12 protein-coding genes and 1 rRNA gene are annotated in these 15,569 nt (G+C 54.5%); 5 read left to right on the top strand and 8 right to left on the bottom strand.

Features of this window, described 5'->3' with window-relative positions:
* Positions 1 to 397: 397 nt before the first annotated feature.
* The gene (locus FNT36_RS06660; RefSeq protein WP_144845721.1) at positions 398 to 2,482 is read left to right on the top strand and encodes a T9SS type A sorting domain-containing protein; all 2,085 of its coding nucleotides are present in this window, start codon (positions 398 to 400) and stop codon (positions 2,480 to 2,482) included.
* Positions 2,483 to 2,582: 100 nt separating this feature from the next.
* Here FNT36_RS06660 and FNT36_RS06655 read toward each other — a convergent pair whose 3' ends face one another.
* From FNT36_RS06655 to FNT36_RS06645, 3 genes are read right to left on the bottom strand one after another with little or no spacing between them, the layout of a single operon-like run.
* Positions 2,583 to 3,356, bottom strand: a complete 774-nt coding sequence (locus FNT36_RS06655; RefSeq protein ID WP_144845719.1) for an exodeoxyribonuclease III — start codon at positions 3,354 to 3,356, stop codon at positions 2,583 to 2,585.
* A 51-nt stretch (positions 3,357 to 3,407) separates the two neighbouring features.
* Positions 3,408 to 3,794 (bottom strand): hypothetical protein, encoded by a 387-nt coding sequence (locus tag FNT36_RS06650; RefSeq protein WP_144845717.1) that lies wholly within the window; start codon positions 3,792 to 3,794, stop codon positions 3,408 to 3,410.
* Positions 3,784 to 4,176 carry a carboxymuconolactone decarboxylase family protein gene (locus FNT36_RS06645; protein WP_144845715.1) on the bottom strand — a complete coding sequence of 131 codons (393 nt, stop codon included), beginning with the start codon at positions 4,174 to 4,176 and terminating at the stop codon, positions 3,784 to 3,786. The genes FNT36_RS06650 and FNT36_RS06645 overlap by 11 nt, the downstream gene beginning before the upstream one ends.
* Positions 4,177 to 4,188: 12 nt before the next feature.
* Here FNT36_RS06645 and FNT36_RS06640 point away from each other — a divergent pair, with 12 nt between their 5' ends.
* A complete protein-coding gene (locus FNT36_RS06640; RefSeq protein WP_233635733.1) occupies positions 4,189 to 4,980 on the top strand; it encodes a ComF family protein in 792 nt (263 codons plus the stop codon).
* 168 nt (positions 4,981 to 5,148) lie between these two features.
* Here FNT36_RS06640 and FNT36_RS06635 read toward each other — a convergent pair whose 3' ends face one another.
* The 3 genes from FNT36_RS06635 to FNT36_RS06625 all read right to left on the bottom strand — a co-directional run bounded on the left by FNT36_RS06635 (position 5,149) and on the right by FNT36_RS06625 (position 9,823).
* Positions 5,149 to 6,420, bottom strand: a complete 1,272-nt coding sequence (locus tag FNT36_RS06635) for an SUMF1/EgtB/PvdO family nonheme iron enzyme (RefSeq protein ID WP_144845713.1) — start codon at positions 6,418 to 6,420, stop codon at positions 5,149 to 5,151.
* Positions 6,421 to 6,490: 70 nt separating this feature from the next.
* Complete coding sequence (locus FNT36_RS06630; RefSeq protein WP_144845711.1) at positions 6,491 to 7,552, bottom strand: PorP/SprF family type IX secretion system membrane protein; 1,062 nt, start codon at positions 7,550 to 7,552, stop codon at positions 6,491 to 6,493.
* Positions 7,553 to 7,729: 177 nt separating this feature from the next.
* Positions 7,730 to 9,823 carry an OmpA family protein gene (locus tag FNT36_RS06625; RefSeq protein WP_144845709.1) on the bottom strand — a complete coding sequence of 698 codons (2,094 nt, stop codon included), beginning with the start codon at positions 9,821 to 9,823 and terminating at the stop codon, positions 7,730 to 7,732.
* 149 nt (positions 9,824 to 9,972) lie between these two features.
* Between FNT36_RS06625 and FNT36_RS06620 the strand changes: the two genes are divergently transcribed.
* On the top strand, positions 9,973 to 11,175 hold the full coding sequence (locus FNT36_RS06620) for a lycopene cyclase family protein (RefSeq protein ID WP_144845707.1): 1,203 nt from the start codon (positions 9,973 to 9,975) through the stop codon (positions 11,173 to 11,175).
* Between the two features lie 106 nt (positions 11,176 to 11,281).
* Here FNT36_RS06620 and FNT36_RS06615 read toward each other — a convergent pair whose 3' ends face one another.
* Complete coding sequence (locus tag FNT36_RS06615; protein ID WP_068339058.1) at positions 11,282 to 11,503, bottom strand: DUF2795 domain-containing protein; 222 nt, start codon at positions 11,501 to 11,503, stop codon at positions 11,282 to 11,284.
* Between the two features lie 83 nt (positions 11,504 to 11,586).
* Positions 11,587 to 12,918 (bottom strand): DUF349 domain-containing protein, encoded by a 1,332-nt coding sequence (locus FNT36_RS06610; RefSeq protein WP_144845705.1) that lies wholly within the window; start codon positions 12,916 to 12,918, stop codon positions 11,587 to 11,589.
* Between the two features lie 243 nt (positions 12,919 to 13,161).
* Here FNT36_RS06610 and ettA point away from each other — a divergent pair, with 243 nt between their 5' ends.
* Together ettA and FNT36_RS06600 are read left to right on the top strand one after the other, a co-directional pair.
* The gene (gene ettA / locus FNT36_RS06605; RefSeq protein ID WP_144845703.1) at positions 13,162 to 14,829 is read left to right on the top strand and encodes an energy-dependent translational throttle protein EttA; all 1,668 of its coding nucleotides are present in this window, start codon (positions 13,162 to 13,164) and stop codon (positions 14,827 to 14,829) included.
* Positions 14,830 to 15,487: 658 nt separating this feature from the next.
* Positions 15,488 to 15,569: ribosomal RNA gene (locus FNT36_RS06600) — 16S ribosomal RNA — on the top strand; the annotation flags it as partial.

The raw sequence follows: 15,569 nt of genomic DNA, 5'->3' as shown, positions 1-15,569 counted from the left end.
TCGAAAGTAGCTGCTGCTATCATAAAGGAGTAATGCGACAACTAATCCAAAGGATTAGCTGCTGATAATTAAGAAGGAAATAAATTATTGGAAAGTTTATAATAAGGCAATGTAATGTAACTCAAGAGTATCTGGGCAAAAATACGGCTTTATCTACTAAAAAGGTTTCGGAATTGTCCACTTATTAGAATGGGGTTTCATTTTGGGATAATATAGTATATTGTATATTATTTTAAATATTTGATTATAAGTGATATAATTTGGATGGCAATATACTTGGGCAAAACAGCGATACCCTCGCTCTCTGTTTCTCATAATGCCATCTACTATGAAAATAATACCATTATCATATAGCGTAGCTGAGTGCCATAGACAGCTCAGTCTATTGCTACTGCTCATGCTGCTTGTGGCTGGGCAAGGGCAAGCTGCCGACCTAGCTTACTACTCCAATGGGCAGAATGTATCGGTGCCGGCTGGCGGGCCCAACGTGAGCCTAGCACTCGCGAGCGAAGCGGCCCAGCAACAGTTGACAGCTACCGTAACAGTATCTACAAGCAGCGCCGTCACGGTGCGGCTACCACTCACCGGCACCGGCCAAGTGGGCTTTCGGGCAGGGATACTGGTTTCTACAGATAATGCTCCGTCGCTGCTAGGGCTATCGCAATTGCTTCAGCTGCAAGCATTGGGCACTATTACCCTACGCACTTACCTAGGGGGTGCGCTGCAGCAAGAGCAAGTAGTGGATGCCTCGGTAGCACAGCTAGCGTTGCTGGCGGCTCCCGGCCAGCCCACACAATTAGAGTTTGTCAGTCGGGCCGCTTTCGACCAAGTGGAAGTGACTTTTGGTCAAGCGTTGCAGCTGGGTGTGGCAACCAAGATTCACTATGCCTACGCCATTGGGCCCGACACCCCCAAGCAGGTGAAAGGCTTTTTATCACAGTTTACGCAGGCTTCGACCGACCGCTACAGCACGGCTAGCGCCGATGGGGGCGGGGTTTGTGTCAACAGTGGTATCACTAACCCTGAGCGCACAGTCGATGCCGACCTCACCAACTACGCTTCCTTTAGCAGCCTCACATCGGTTGGCACAGGCTGCGGGGGTACGCTGCGGGTTCAGCTAGCGGGCACTGTGCCTGCCCCCGGCTACCGTGCCGGGTTTGTGATTGGCAATGCTGGCCTACTCGACCTAGGTGTGCTCAATGCCCTGCGCCTACGCACCTACCGTAATGGGCTGCTACAGGAGACAGCCACCGGTGCCAGCTTGCTGCAGCTAACGCTGCTTTCCGACGACAAAGCATTTATCAGCTTCCCAGCCACTGCTCCTTTTGATGAAGTAAGCATCGAGCGTACGGCCGTACTTGATTTGCTTAACAACCTGAACATCTACTACGGCTTTGGTCTCGAAAATGCGGGTTTCACCACTAGCCCCATTGCCACCTCTTATCCGCTCAGCCAGGGTAACTATACGGTGAAGACGAGCGGTGTTTGCACGTTGTGCGGTAGCAGTGTTGCGACGCCAAGTACGGGCTCGCCTTACCTGCGCTTTGACCAAGGGGTAGGCCTGCTCTCCTCTATACAAGTGCAGTTTCCGCTCACTGGCACAGGAGTAGTGGGCAACCGGGCAGGAGTTGTACTCGGCCAGAACACGGTGCTCGATGCAAGTGTCCTAGCAAATATTATCGTTTCGACGCACGATGCGGCGGGCAATGTGCTCGAAACCGCTACTGGTAGCTCTTTGCTGGCCGCCAGCCTACTGCCCGGCGGTAAGCAAGAAATAAGCTTTCGCACGACACGCAACTTTGCCCGGGTAGGCATTACGCTGAAATCGGCCGCGACGCTGCTCAACAACGCGCGGGTATATTCGGCCTTCGCCGACGACCTAGGGGCCTTGCAAGCCGTTTCGCCGGTTGGGCCGTTGCCAGTGGTGCTCACTAGCTTCGGGGCGAGCCGCCCGGCCGGTGCTGCGGCGGTGGAGGTAGCGTGGAATACGGCCAGTGAGCAACGCAGTGCATACTTCGTAGTCGAGCGGACCACCGACCCGCAGGCGGACTTCCGGGCGGTGGGCCAGGTAGCGGCAGCTGGCACTAGCACGGCGGCGCACCAGTATACGCTGCACGATGCCGCTGCCCCCACGGGCACGGTGCTTTACTACCGCTTGCGCCAAGTAGACCTCGATGGCCGTGAGCAACTATCACCCGTGGCTACGCTGGCTGCCACTGACCTAGCCGACAGTTTTGCGCTGTACCCTAACCCGGCCGGCGACAGCCCTGTGTCGCTGCGCTTGCCGGCCTCCGTAGCGGCGGGCGGCACCATCGCTATTTATTCTTCCATTGGCCAGTTACTCCGGCAGCAACTCGTCAGCAGCGAGGCGCAACCCGCAACGCTGACTACGGCCGGCTTGCCAGTGGGTATTTACCAAGTAGTACTGCACAACGCGGCGGGCCAGCGGCTAGCCGCCAAGCGCTTAGTGCTCAATCATTAGTAAGTCCACTTATGTTAGTCCTTCATTCATAGTCCTTAATTGTTGTCCTTTTATTTGCACTAAGCCAAAAGAGCCGTCCTTATTGGGCGGCTCTTTTGGCTTAAATGGCTAGCTCTACCCAAGCAGGGCAGTGGTCGGAATGCACAGCGTCGGGCCAAAGACCCGAGGCGCGCAGGTGAGGCAGCAGGGTTTGGTCGAGCAACAGGTGGTCAAGGCGCCAGCCAACATTGCGCTTGCGCGAGCCTGCCCGGTAGCTCCACCACGAATAATGGCCCGTAGCCTCGGGATGCAAGTGCCGGAAGGAGTCGATAAAGCCATCGGCTAGAAAGTCGCGGAACCACTGCCGCTCCTCGGGAGTATAGCCGGGGCTATTCTGATTAGCCTTGGGGTTGTGCAGGTCAATGGGCGTTTGGCAGCAGTTGTAGTCGCCCCCAATTATCAGCGGGCCCATCGCCGCATCTTGCCGCAGCCGGGCCACATAGGCTCGAAAGTAGTGCAGCCATGCCACCTTGAATGCTTGGCGTTCTGGCCCACTCGTGCCCGATGGCATGTAGGTGTTCAGCACCGACACCCCGTCAAAGTCGAGCCGCAGCACCCGGCCTTCGTTGTCATATAGCGGCTCGCCGCAGCCCGTCACTACGGCCTTGGGCTGCACGCGGCTAAAGGTGGCCACGCCACTGTAGCCAGGCTTCTGGGCCGGGTGCAGGTAGGCATGGTACCCTAGGTCGGTGAGGCCGCTCACGTCGAGGGCCGTAGTGCCAGCTTTTATTTCCTGTAGGCACAGCACGTCGGGCCGCGTATCAGTCACCCAGTCGAGCAAGCCTTTGCTTAGGGCCGAGCGCAGGCCATTGACGTTGTAAGAAACGATTTTCAAGCGAAGAAAGAAAAAGAGGAACCTAGGACCGAGCTAGTACCCAAGACGTACTCAGTCTTCGTTTTCCAGTGCATCGAAATACTCCAGGATGTGCCATTTCAGCATGCGCTCCTGTTCCTTGAGGTTGGCAAACGGCACCGGATGCAGTAGCTTATAGTGCGGCCAGCCCTCGGCGTCTACCTGCTCTAGCTCGTAGTAGCCGCTGATGCTAAAGAGCTTGCACGTGGCAATGTGCATGAGGTCCTGCTTTTGCTCTTTGGTAAAATCAGCTACTCCTTGCCCTAGCTCCTGCACTCCGATGAGCAGGAGCAGGGCATTGAGGTCGGGCCGCCGGCCAAACCGCTCCTGCATGGTGGCCAGCAATGCTTCCCAGCGCGCATTGAATGCGGCCTCGGTTTCGTGCGCGGCCGCGTCCTGGAAGTTGCTGCTAGTGCTCATGCGGTGGGTGGGTGGCAGAGTGGTGCGCAGCACCTAGGGCGGCCTCAGCACGCAGTGTTTCCCAGTACTCTACGGCGCGACGGAAGTGCGGAATGACGATGCTGCCACCGATGAGGTTGGCAATAGAGAAAACCTCGAATATTTCGTCGTCGGTCAAGCCCTCCTCATGGCACTTGCCTAGGTGGTATTTCACGCAATCGTCGCAACGCAGCACCAGCGAGCATGCCAGGCCTAACATTTCCTTTACCTTCACCGGCAGGGCACCTTCGGCATAGGCATTGGTATCAAGGTTGAAAAAGCGTTTGATAACCTTGTTGTCATACGACAGTACCCGCTCGTTCATGCGCTGGCGGTAGTCGTTAAAATCAGTGGTAAGAGACATAATCAGTAGGATATGAGCTACTATTGTAGCGCTAATAAGGAGCCGCTACAATTGGCAAGCGGCTTAAGCTTCAAAGTTACCGCCCCACTCGGCACTACCTCGCCCATGCTGCGCGCCTGCCTCACCGATTTTCTGGCCTTATTCTTCCCGCAAGCATGCTTGGCCTGCCAGGCCGCGCTAGTAGCGGGCGAGCAGCACCTGTGTACGATGTGCCGCGCCGAGCTCCCGTATACCAATTATCACCAGCTACCCGCTGCTCACAACCCACTGAGCCGTCGCTTTTGGGGCAAGCTACCGGTAACTCATACGCTCAGTTACTTACGGTTCTTGCGTCATGGTCAAGTGCAGCATTTGCTGCATCAATTGAAGTATCAAGGCCAGCAAGATGTAGGCAAAGCCTTAGGTCAGCTCTACGGAGCCGAATTGGCTACGGCCGGCTTAAGTCCTGAGTTTGACCTCATCGTGCCCGTGCCATTGCACCGCCGCAAGCTAGCTCGCCGTGGCTATAACCAAGCAGACGCATTTGCGGCTGGCTTAGCTACCGCACTACCCTGCTCCTGGAGTGCCACTGCCCTACGCCGCACCGAGCACACTGCCTCGCAAACCCGCAAAAGCCGCACCGAGCGCTGGCAAAATGTAGCCACGGTCTTTGAGGTGGCACAGCCGCAAGAAGTAGTAGGCCGTCACATCTTATTAGTAGATGATGTGCTAACTACCGGTGCTACACTGGAGGCCTGCGGCGCAGCGCTCTTAGCTGCTGGCGCCCGCCAATTGAGTATTGCCACTATTGCTTGTGCCGAGTAAGCTGTGTGCACGTGCTGAAGGGCAGGCTGCATACGGTAGTAGGATGAGGCACTAGGCTGGTTCCGTTAGTTAGCCTAGGCAAAGAGGCTAAAAGCAAAAAAGGATGCTCTCGAGCATCCTTTTTTTATTCTTACACAGTTAGCCTGCCACTGGCAGATAACTCTACGTTTATTTATTAGAACCGGCGTTAATCATCGCGCAGCGGAAACCAATAGTAGCCGTAGCCGAATCTTCAGCCATGAAGCGACGCGTACCAGGCGAGAGGTAGTACGCCACATCGCGCCACGAACCGCCTTTGTACACACGCACGTGGTCGTCAATGAGCGACTGATAGCCTTTCTTGTCGTACTTACCCTCTGGGTCACTCACGCCATTGCGGCGGAAGGGGTTCAAGTCTTCTACGTCCTGGAACGAGAGCGGACGATACACGTCTTGTACCCACTCGTTTACGTTGCCAGCCATGTTATACAGGCCGTAGTCGTTGGGCGGGTAGGCGTACACGTAGTCCGTAATCATGGCGCCGTCGTTTAGGCTGCCTGCAATACCGGCATAGTCACCACGGCCACGCTTGAAGTTAGCCAAGAACTGACCCTGCTTGCGGCCATAAGCGTTGCGAGTCGAGCGACCATCCCAAGGATAGATACGCTTTACTTCTTGGTTCTCGTTGCCCACCTCCTGGGTGCCTACGAGTGCTTGGGCAGCGTACTCCCATTCAGCTTCGGTGGGGAGGCGATAGTTGGGCAGCGAAGTGCCCTGCTCGATAGACGGGCCACCTTTGCCATTGGCAAGTGCACCAGCGCCTTCGGCCGAGCCGGCGGCCGCAGCGCCGGCGTCATCACCTTTCTTCTTCTTTTTGCCAAATAGGCCACCACCTTTCGACGAGCTTCCGCCTTTAGCAAGGTTTTCATTCACCTTGGCGGTACGCCACGTGCAGTAGCGGTCAGCTTGCAGCCAGTTTACACCCACTACTGGGAAGTAGCGGAAGCCAGGATAGCGCAGGTAATAAGTTACATAAGGGTCGTTGAACGACAGGTCGCGAGCCCAAACGGTAGTGTCGGGCAGGGCGGCTTTATACTGCTCCTCGGTCGAGTCCTTGCGCAGGTAGTGCAGGTATTCGAGCCAGTGGATGTTGGCCACTTCTGCTTCGTCCATGTAGAACGAGGCAATAGTAACCGTGCGCTCCATGTTGTCGTGCGTGTTGGTCACGTCTTCCTCCATCGTGCCCAGCACAGTGCGGCCCCCCTCGATGTACACCAAGCCCGGACCAGTCGGGATTTTCTTGAAGCTTGACACTTTCATACCCTCATCGGTATTGTACTCGATGCCAGTAGTCGAAGAGTTTTTGCCGGGGTTTGTGGCCGTGCCTTTCTTGCTGCTGCTGCAGCTGGCGAGGGCCAGCGCCCCCATAGCCAGTAGACTAATAGTTGGAGAAAATTTCATATGATAAAAAGGATTCTGGTCTAGACGCTAAAGTTTATTACTAGCTATTTGGTTGCAATATTACAAAAAATCAGAAAAACGGGCAAGCGGCAAGCGGATAATTTCTTCTTCGCAGTCGCCGGTACGCGCTTTCGGCCTTATCAAACGCGCGAATGGTGAAAGTTATTTCATGCGCACCGCCCAAATCCTGAGCTAGTTGACTTAATCCAACATCGTAGCTATACCCTAGGCGAAAGTCCCCAAATTCGAGGCCAATTATTGCGGCTAACACATGCTGCGTACCTTCTTTATTTGCAAAAATTAGGTTACGATAGGTCGCGCCAAGTGTTACTGGCTGCGCGTTAAAGTACAATCCGGCCTCCGTGCGCTGCGAGCCACCTTGGCGCGTGTAAGAAGCAACAGGACTAAAACTTATTTCGCGAACATCGTTCGTTCCTCGGCCTATAGTGGGGTGTTGCACAAAGAATTTATAACCGCCGCTTACGTTCAAACGCAGCGGTAGTTCGGTTTGGGTGCCAAAGCCAAGGCTCGGCCGGTTGAGGTGCTGCCCCGATACGCTAAGCCACGCCTGCTCGGCATATAGCACGGCACCTACTCCTAAGGTGAAGTAATTACTGGGGGGATAGGCCGACAAAATCTCGGCAGAAGGCCCACTAATACTTCCATCTGCTGCGAGTTGGTCGCCGAATACGAAGTTGTCATACCCTACTCGCTGACGCCCGTAGCCCACGTTGGCGCCCCCGCTTAGGGCTAGCTCGCGTGTGAGGCGTGTGTGGTAAGCATATTGGCCTGCCACTTCGAAGCGCGTGTAGCCAACCTCGCCGGTGCGGTCTTGGTTCACGAGCAAACCTAGGGCATGGTGCAGACCCGCGCTAGGCAAGCGCCATTCCCCAGCCAGCTGTGTTGTTTGAAAGGTGCCCGCCAACGTGGGGTGCTGGTTGCGAAAGCTAAGCGTGCCACTATAGTCGTCTAGCAACCCTACAAATGCCGGGTTCAGAGCCTGCCGATTGGCCAGTGGTTGCGAGAAATACACATCCTGTGCCCACGCCGCTGGCCTTGCCACTAGTAGCAGCGCCAGTACCAGCAGCACACAAGGCGTATTACGAATACAGTAAATAGACGTATCTGGCACTAAAGCAAAAGGTTAAAAAGTAGCGGCTTTCAACTCTGGCTAGCAAGCTGACCTTGCCGCTGGTAGTAGAAAGCGGTGAAGATACCAGGGCATCCGAGAACAAGGGGTAGGGGCAAAAAACAACCGGGCGGACCGCTTTTAACAGCAGCCCGCCCGGCAAACGCTATAGTTCGAAAATTATTTCTTCGTAATGGTAAACTCTACCCGGCGGTTGAAGCGGCGGGTTTCTTCTTGCTCGTTGCTCGAAATGGGCTGCGTGCCACCAAAGCCCTGTGTCTTGAGGCGCTCTGCCGCAATGCCTTTGCCTACTAGGTACTTCTTCACCTCGTTCACGCGGTCTTCGCTCAGCTTCACGTTCAGGGCGGGGTCGCCTTGGTTGTCGGTGTGCCCACCGATGAGGATTTCTACGGTTGGGTACTGTTTCAAAATCTTCACGAGGCGCAATAGCTCGGGGAAGGAGCTAGGCTGCAAGTAAAACTTGCTCTGCGGGAAGAAGATGTTATTGAGGCGCACTTTCTGACCCACTTTGAAGGGTACCAGAAATAAGTCTTGGGTCTTTTCCGAGTACTTGTCAGCTGCCGAAACGTCGAGGTTGGCGTTCTCAGCAATGTACTCCGGGGCTTCGGCGCGGTAGCCGTACTGCACGCCGGCCGGCAGCACAATAGTATAAGAGCCGTCTACGGGCGAGCTCTCCGCCACCCCGATTTCCTCACCCGTAATTAGGTTTTCGTAGTGAATGATAGCCCGAATAGGCTTTTTAGTTACAGCATCTAGCACCTTGCCTTGCACTAGCGTCACCACGTCGGGCTTGAAAGCTGGCGTCAGGGCAATGCGGAAAATGTCTTTAGACCCATCGATGCCATTGCGTGAGGACACGAGATAGGCATCTTCGCCAGCTGCCGACAGGGTGTAGTAAGCGTCGAAGTCAGGCGAGTTCACAACCGGACCTAGGTTGCGTGGCGGGCTCCAATTGGTCCAGGTATCATCAAGGCGCTTAGAATAGAAAATATCGCTTTTACCGTATCCACCGTGCCCGTCCGAAGCAAAGTATAAGGTCTTGTCATCGGCGGCCAGGAAGGGCGCAAAATCTGACCCTGGCGTGTTGATTTTGCGCCCTAGGTTAAGCGGCTTGGTCCAGGTCACGGGGCGGTTGGGGTCGGGCTGCACACCGATGTCATCGGGCTTCGGAAAGCTCACATATAGGTCTTGGCCACCTTGGCCATCGGTGCGCTCCACAGCCATGAGCAGTGCCTTGCCAGAAGTGGCGAGGTACGCGTCGATGTGCTCGGGGTCTTTGTTATAATAGTTGTCAATTTCCACCTTCAGTGGCTTGCTCCACCCACCTGGTGTGTGGCGGCTGGTGCTGAAGCCTTTCGGCTCCATCAGGCCATCCACGTACACACCGATAAGTAGTGCCACCTGCCCGTTGGCCGACACCGATGCTAGGCCGTTTGGGTCCTCGGGGCTATTGGGTGGGGTACCTAGGTTCTTGGCCAATCCCCATGTTTTACGCTGGCCACTTTCTAGACGCGAATACCAAACGTCTTGCGGGTCACGGGTGCCGCCGCGGTTACCAGGGTGGCCTTGGCGAGCAAAGAACAGCGTGCGACCATCGGGTGAAATGACTGGGTGCGTATCTGTATACTTGCTGTTTACGTTGGTACCTAAGGTTTTAAGAGTAGAGTCCATTTGCACGGTCTCTACCTCCGAAGCAGTATTCTTGAAGTCCTGCTTCACAATCTGCACGTCCACGTTGGCTACCCCAATAGCGTCAATCTGGTTGTCGCCGGGCACCTTGGCCGCGTTCATTGTTACCACTGCCCCAATGGTGAGGTAGTTCTCGGGTTTGAACTTTACCTGGAGCGTGCGGAACGCCACCGGAATCGGGCCAGGGGTTGCATTCTTATATACTTCGTGGCGCCCGCCCTTGGTGTCCAGAAGCTCAATCTTGGTAATAGCGCCAGGATTGAAGTTCTCTATCACCGTCACCTGCTGGGCTTTTACCGACCGCGCAAAGCGCACTTCGATAGATTCGCTAGAGCCATCCTTGCCAGGTGCCCAAGCCTCGTTATTGCTTTCACCTAGGGGAAGGGCATTGGGCGCACCCAGTACTTTGTCGGCCGAAAAAGGCGCTTTACCCGTGCCTTTCTGCGAAGAAACATCTACCACCTTGGCTGCCCATAGCACTGTTTGAGCCTGCGCTGCGGAGCCTACCAAGCTTAGGCCCGCCGCTAAAGCTAATTTAGAAAAAGGAACAGAATACAATTTCATAATGCTGAATAAATGGCTAGTAATTGTTAAAACAATGCTGCAAGATAATATAATACTATAATTAGGTCCTATGCAGCGATGTAGTTACGAACCTACTACTAAACTACGGCGCGTGCAAATACCGAGCACCGCTACTGCATCTTTGCCTCATGAACTCACCTGCCCTCCCCCCCACATCGGCCTACGACTACCTACTGGTGGGGGGCGGTGCGGCGGGCCTCAGCCTAGCCTATCACTTGACCCACGAGCCGCGCTTGGCCGATAAGCGTGTGTTACTTATCGAACCTGCTGCCAAAGACCAGAATGACCGCACCTGGTCGTTCTGGGCCGATGAGCCCGGGCTGTTCGATGAGATTGCTACGCATGAGTGGCGTGCCATTGCGTTTCGTAGTCCAGGTTTTGAACGAACGTTTACCCTAGAAAAGTATACCTACCGCACCCTGCGTGGGCTGGACTTTTACCAGTTTGTGCACCGTGCCCTAGGTGTCCGCCCGGCACAGTTTACACTTGTGCGCGACGAAGTAGTAGACCTAGTAAACACCGCGACAGGCGTAGAGGCCCGCACTGCCACCGGGCAGGTTTTCACGGCCCGCTACGCATTTGACAGTCGCCCGCCCGCCATCGAGCCGCAGTCCGCTATGCACCGTTACTTGCTTCAGCACTTCGTGGGTTGGGAGGTCGAAACCACCTGCGATGTTTTCAATCCCCAGGTAATGGAGTTCATGGATTTTCGTGGCGCACAGCACCACGAGGCTCGCTTTATTTACGTGTTGCCTTACAGCCCGCGGCGAGCATTGGTCGAGTACACACTTTTCTCGGCCACTCCACTAGCGAAAGCAACCTATGAGTTTCATATTACTGAGTACTTGCAGCATACCCTAGGGCTATCAGCGAGCCAGTACCAGGTAGTAGCCGAAGAAGTTGGTGCTATCCCTATGACCGACCACCCACTGCCGGCTCGTGCAGGCGCGCATATTATCAACCTAGGCACCCGAGCCGGCCGGGCCAAGCCTAGCACAGGCTACGCTTTCCAACGTATCCAGGCTCAGTCGGCACGCTTAGTAAAAGCGTTGGCTACTACCGGCCAGCCGCCCACCGACCCTACTGGCGACAAGTGGCAGTTTCACCTCTTCGACACGCTGCTACTCGACATTATGCAGCGCCGCGGCGAGCAAACCCGGGATATTTTTACGCAGCTGTTTCAGCGCAATCCAGTCGAGCGTATTTTCCAGTTTCTAGACGAGAAAACTACCTGGGCCGACAACTTGCGGATAATGAACTCAGTATCGGCTGGGCCGTTTCTGCGTTCTATTGGGCAGGTGCTACGGAAGCGCGCTAGCCAGCGTGAGTAGTGTGCCCTGTGGACGTAGGAGGGAAGTAAAATAAAAAGGCGCGTGCCCTAGTAGGGTACGCGCCTTTTCACTGGTTCTTGGCCAGTTACGAAGTACAAATACTAGCCTAGTACTCGTCTTCGTTAAACATGAAATCTTCTTTGGTGGGGTAGTCAGGCCACACTTCTTCAATGTTCTCGTAGGGCTGGCCATCGTCTTCCAAGCCTTGGAGGTTTTCTACTACCTCCATCGGGGCGCCCGAGCGGATAGAAAAGTCGATGAGTTCGTCTTTGGTGGCGGGCCAAGGGGCATCTTCCAAGTAGGAAGCAAGTTCGAGAGTCCAGTACATAGTAAGAAGAAGGAAGATGTGGCGTGAAAAAAGGTTTGTAAATGTAAGCCTTCAAGGTGACAACGGCACCGAGCTAGCAGAGGTTAACGGCCAGGGGAAGAAACTGCGGCGCTAAAAATCGCAATCAGTTCAGTCTTAGTTTGAATCTTGCGCTCAAAGGTGCGAATTTTTCCTTGTAGCAACTGTCGGAACTGGTCATTGGCTGGGGCTGAGCTGAGCTTGTCTAGGTTGTCACGCAGCAAGTCCAGCTCTTGACGGTCGTTTTCAATAAACTTGCGCAGAGCTGCGGTGGCTGCCTGAGCGCGCTCGGTAGGAGTGGCAGTAGTGCCCTCCGCTTGGCGCTTACGCAAGTAGTAATCCAAGGCGCTCATTTCAAACACCTTGTCGCAAGCTAGCATAAAGCGCTGCCAGAGACGGTCTGATTCGGGGCCGCGTACGGCGCCGCTCTGCTTCCATTCAGCCTGCAGGGCCTTGGCTTGGTTAACGGCTTGGTTGGACGGTACGCTGAGCAGTGCCTCGGCACGATTAGCCAGCTCACGCTTGCGCACTAAGCTTTCTTCTGCCGAAGAGGGTACGCCCGAGCGGCCTTCAGTAACTGCTGCCACGCGCTGGCTTTCGATATGGTGCTTGAGCCGCTCGAAAAAATGGTTGTTAGCGGCCCGAAACTTAGTCCAAAGCTCAGCAGCCTGCTTTTTGGGCAAGTTACCATTTACGTCGCGCCACGCCGTTTGCAATTGCTTGAGCTGGCGCGAAGTAGCTTCGAACTGGTCGGAGTTTTTCAGCGACTCGGCTTGGTTTACCAAGTCGCGGTAGCGGTCTACAGTGCGGCGAGCGAGGGCCTTGCGGTCGGTCTGGAAAGCTTTGCGCCGGTCAAAGAATAGTTGTACCGCCCCGTGAAAGCGGTTTTCCAGTTCTTCGGTCAGTTCCTTGTCGACTGGGCCAGTTTTGAGCCAAGCCTGGCGCAGTTCCTTTACCTTTTCGCTAGCCGAAATCCATTCGATGCTATCGCTCAGCTCTTCGGCCTGCTGAATGAGGCTAATTTTCGTAGCTAGGTTCTTTTCGCGGTTGCGGGCCACCGAAACCTTTAGCTGGTCTTCAGCTTCGCGGAGGCGGCGGTGTAGGGTTTCGTAGTCGCCTAGGCCGTCGTGCTGCTTGCATTGCTCCTGCAGATGAAGAATCTTCATCAAATAAGAGCCTTGGTTATCAGCGGTTTCTAAGCGCTGAAGCAGCTCATCGACTTTGGTGCGGAAGGCCTCGTAGCGCTGAGCAAAGTAACGCAGTGCATCATCGTCGGTATCCTTCACCTGGCCAATACGGCGGGCAGGCTGGCCTAAAGTTGGGCGCAGCCACACGCCCCCATCTTCCACGTAGCCATAGCGGCGGGCTTCCGTGAGCGGGTGGTCGGGGTGTTCCATTGAAAGTCGGTGTAATCGGGAAGGAGTCCGCTACTGATGGTTTAGTAGCGAACTAAAGGGAGAGAATGAAATACAAGTTTACGTGGAAAAGGCGTATTCGCCTAATATTTTGTACTGGCCTGAGCCGGGTCGTAGCTGGCAGTTGCCGTTCTTTGCAGTAAGGTGCGCGCGCGACGCCCTAGCCTAGCTGCAACGGCTCCTAGGTGCACTTTATTTTTGGCTTTTACTCTCTTACGCACTTCTATGTCCGACCAGCCCACCATTATTTTCAGCATGGCCGGGGTAAGCAAGATTTACCCGCCTCAAAAGCAAGTTCTTAAAAATATCTACCTGTCGTTTTTTTACGGTGCTAAAATCGGCGTGCTTGGCCTCAACGGTTCGGGTAAGTCGAGCCTACTTAAAATTATTGCCGGGGTCGATAAGCAGTTTCAAGGCGAAGTAGTGTTCTCGCCCGGCTACTCAGTGGGCTATCTAGAGCAGGAGCCCCAACTTGACCCTACTAAAACTGTACGTGAAGTAGTAGAGGAGGGCGTAGCCGAGACGGTAGCCTTATTAAAGGAGTTTGACGAAATCAACGAAGCCTTCGGCGCCGAAGATGCCGACTTCGACAAGCTGCTCGAGCGCCAAGGCACCGTGCAAGAGCGCCTCGACCAGCTCGACGCCTGGAACCTCGACAGCAAGCTGGAGCGTGCCATGGATGCCCTGCGTACCCCGCCGCAAGAAGCCATTATTGGTAATCTCTCGGGAGGTGAGAAACGTCGCGTGGCCTTATGCCGCCTGCTGCTGCAAGAGCCCGACGTGTTGCTTCTCGACGAGCCTACCAATCACCTAGACGCCGAAAGCGTGCTCTGGCTCGAGCAGCACCTACAACAGTATAAAGGAACAGTTATCGCCGTAACCCACGACCGCTACTTCCTCGACAATGTAGCCGGCTGGATTCTGGAGCTTGACCGCGGCACCGGTATTCCGTGGAAAGGCAACTACAGCAGCTGGCTCGAGCAGAAAACCGACCGCCTAGCCAAAGAAGAAAACGCCGAGAGCAAGCGTGCCAAAACCCTGCAGCGCGAGCTCGACTGGGTGCGCATGTCGCCCAAAGCCCGCCAGAGCAAGGGCAAGGCCCGCCTCGCTAACTATGACAAGCTGGCCAGCGAAGAAGCCAAGGACAAAGAGCAGAAGCTCGAGCTCTTCATTCCCGACGGCCCGCGCCTAGGTGCTCAAGTTATCGAGGCCGAAGGCCTACGCAAAGCCTTTGGCGACAAACTGCTGTTTGAAAACCTAAGCTTTGCACTGCCACAGGGCGGTATCGTCGGCATTATCGGGCCCAACGGCGCGGGTAAGACTACGCTCTTCCGTATGATAACCGACCAGATGCAGCCCGATGCAGGCACCTTCGAAGTTGGCCCCACGGTGCAGACAGCTTATATCGACCAGCAGCACGATTCGCTCGACCCCGCCAAATCGGTTTTTGATACCATCACGGGTGGCACTGAAACTATGCTGCTTGCCGGCCGCCCTGTCAATTCGCGCGCTTACGTCAGCAAGTTCAACTTCGGTGGTGGCGACCAAGAGAAGAAAGTAGGTACGCTGAGTGGCGGGGAGAAGAATAGGGTGCACCTCGCCATGACTTTAAAGCAAGGTGCCAACCTGCTTCTATTAGATGAGCCCACCAACGACCTCGACGTAAATGCTATTCGAGCATTAGAAGATGCCCTAGAAAACTTCGCCGGTTGCGCCGTCATCATCAGCCACGACCGTTGGTTTCTCGACCGCCTGGCTACCCATATCCTCGCTTTCGAAGGCGATTCCGAGGTAGTATGGTTTGAAGGTAATTTTTCCGACTACGAAGAAGCTAAGCGCAAGCGCCTGGGTGACGTAGAGCCTAAGCGCGTTCGATACAAGAAGCTAAGCTAGCCGTAACAGTATATACAGTATAGGAAGCCCACCTAGCATTATCGCTAGGTGGGCTTTTTCTATCATGGAATGCAATCCATACTGCCAATTAAAAACAAATTGCCAGTAAGTCAATCTATTAATGCTTTGCTCCACCAATTTGAAGCGACTTTTTGCGGGCTAGATTTGCTTTGTGAGGAAAAAACCGTACTTTTGCACTCCCAATCCGAAAGGGACTGGCTCGGTAGCTGATTCACTCGAAAACGCCACCGAAGATTTTTGAAGAAAGTCTTGGAAAGTCAAAAAGTCTTCGTACTTTTGCACTCCCAAAGCGAAAAGGGTTACTTGCTCACAGCAAATCATCCTTTACACCGACAAAGAATTTTATTTTAATCGAAAATAAAATTTGAAAATTAAAAAAGTTTTCTTACCTTTGCACTCCCAATCACAAACGGGGCTTGCAAACGGCAAGAAAGGAGCTTGAGACACGGCTCACACGGTTACACTAATGGAGTGTAGCACACGTTCTTTGAATGACGGAAATAGACAAAATAGTAAGTGTCTTGCTAGCTTCGGCTAGCAGGAAACAAGCAAAATCGAATTAGACAAACAAACGTCAAATACGAGCAAGGATAGCACTCGACATCAGCCCATGTTCGCATGGGTGTAGGAATATTTTACAATGGAGAGTTTGATCCTGGCTCAGGATGAACGCTAGCGGCAGGCCTAATACATGCAAGTCGAACGGTGGGTAGCAATAC

Origin of the sequence: Hymenobacter setariae (assembly GCF_007713685.1) — a bacterium.
In the GTDB taxonomy this organism is placed as follows: Bacteria; Bacteroidota; Bacteroidia; order Cytophagales; family Hymenobacteraceae; genus Hymenobacter; species Hymenobacter setariae.
The sequence above is the reverse complement of the archived record's forward strand: the minus strand, read 5'-3'. Positions and strand labels throughout refer to the sequence as shown.

What these genes read in the sequence shown, in the direction of transcription:
- FNT36_RS06660 (WP_144845721.1), top strand. Translation starts at nt 398, where the DNA reads ATGCTGCTTGTGGCTGGGCAAGGGCAAGCTGCCGACCTAGCTTACTAC.
- FNT36_RS06650 (WP_144845717.1), bottom strand. Translation starts at nt 3,794, where the DNA reads ATGAGCACTAGCAGCAACTTCCAGGACGCGGCCGCGCACGAAACCGAG.
- FNT36_RS06645 (WP_144845715.1), bottom strand. Translation starts at nt 4,176, where the DNA reads ATGTCTCTTACCACTGATTTTAACGACTACCGCCAGCGCATGAACGAG.
- FNT36_RS06640 (WP_233635733.1), top strand. Translation starts at nt 4,189, where the DNA reads ATGAGCTACTATTGTAGCGCTAATAAGGAGCCGCTACAATTGGCAAGC.
- FNT36_RS06635 (WP_144845713.1), bottom strand. Translation starts at nt 6,420, where the DNA reads ATGAAATTTTCTCCAACTATTAGTCTACTGGCTATGGGGGCGCTGGCC.
- FNT36_RS06625 (WP_144845709.1), bottom strand. Translation starts at nt 9,823, where the DNA reads ATGAAATTGTATTCTGTTCCTTTTTCTAAATTAGCTTTAGCGGCGGGC.
- FNT36_RS06620 (WP_144845707.1), top strand. Translation starts at nt 9,973, where the DNA reads ATGAACTCACCTGCCCTCCCCCCCACATCGGCCTACGACTACCTACTG.
- FNT36_RS06615 (WP_068339058.1), bottom strand. Translation starts at nt 11,503, where the DNA reads ATGTACTGGACTCTCGAACTTGCTTCCTACTTGGAAGATGCCCCTTGG.
- FNT36_RS06610 (WP_144845705.1), bottom strand. Translation starts at nt 12,918, where the DNA reads ATGGAACACCCCGACCACCCGCTCACGGAAGCCCGCCGCTATGGCTAC.
- ettA (WP_144845703.1), top strand. Translation starts at nt 13,162, where the DNA reads ATGTCCGACCAGCCCACCATTATTTTCAGCATGGCCGGGGTAAGCAAG.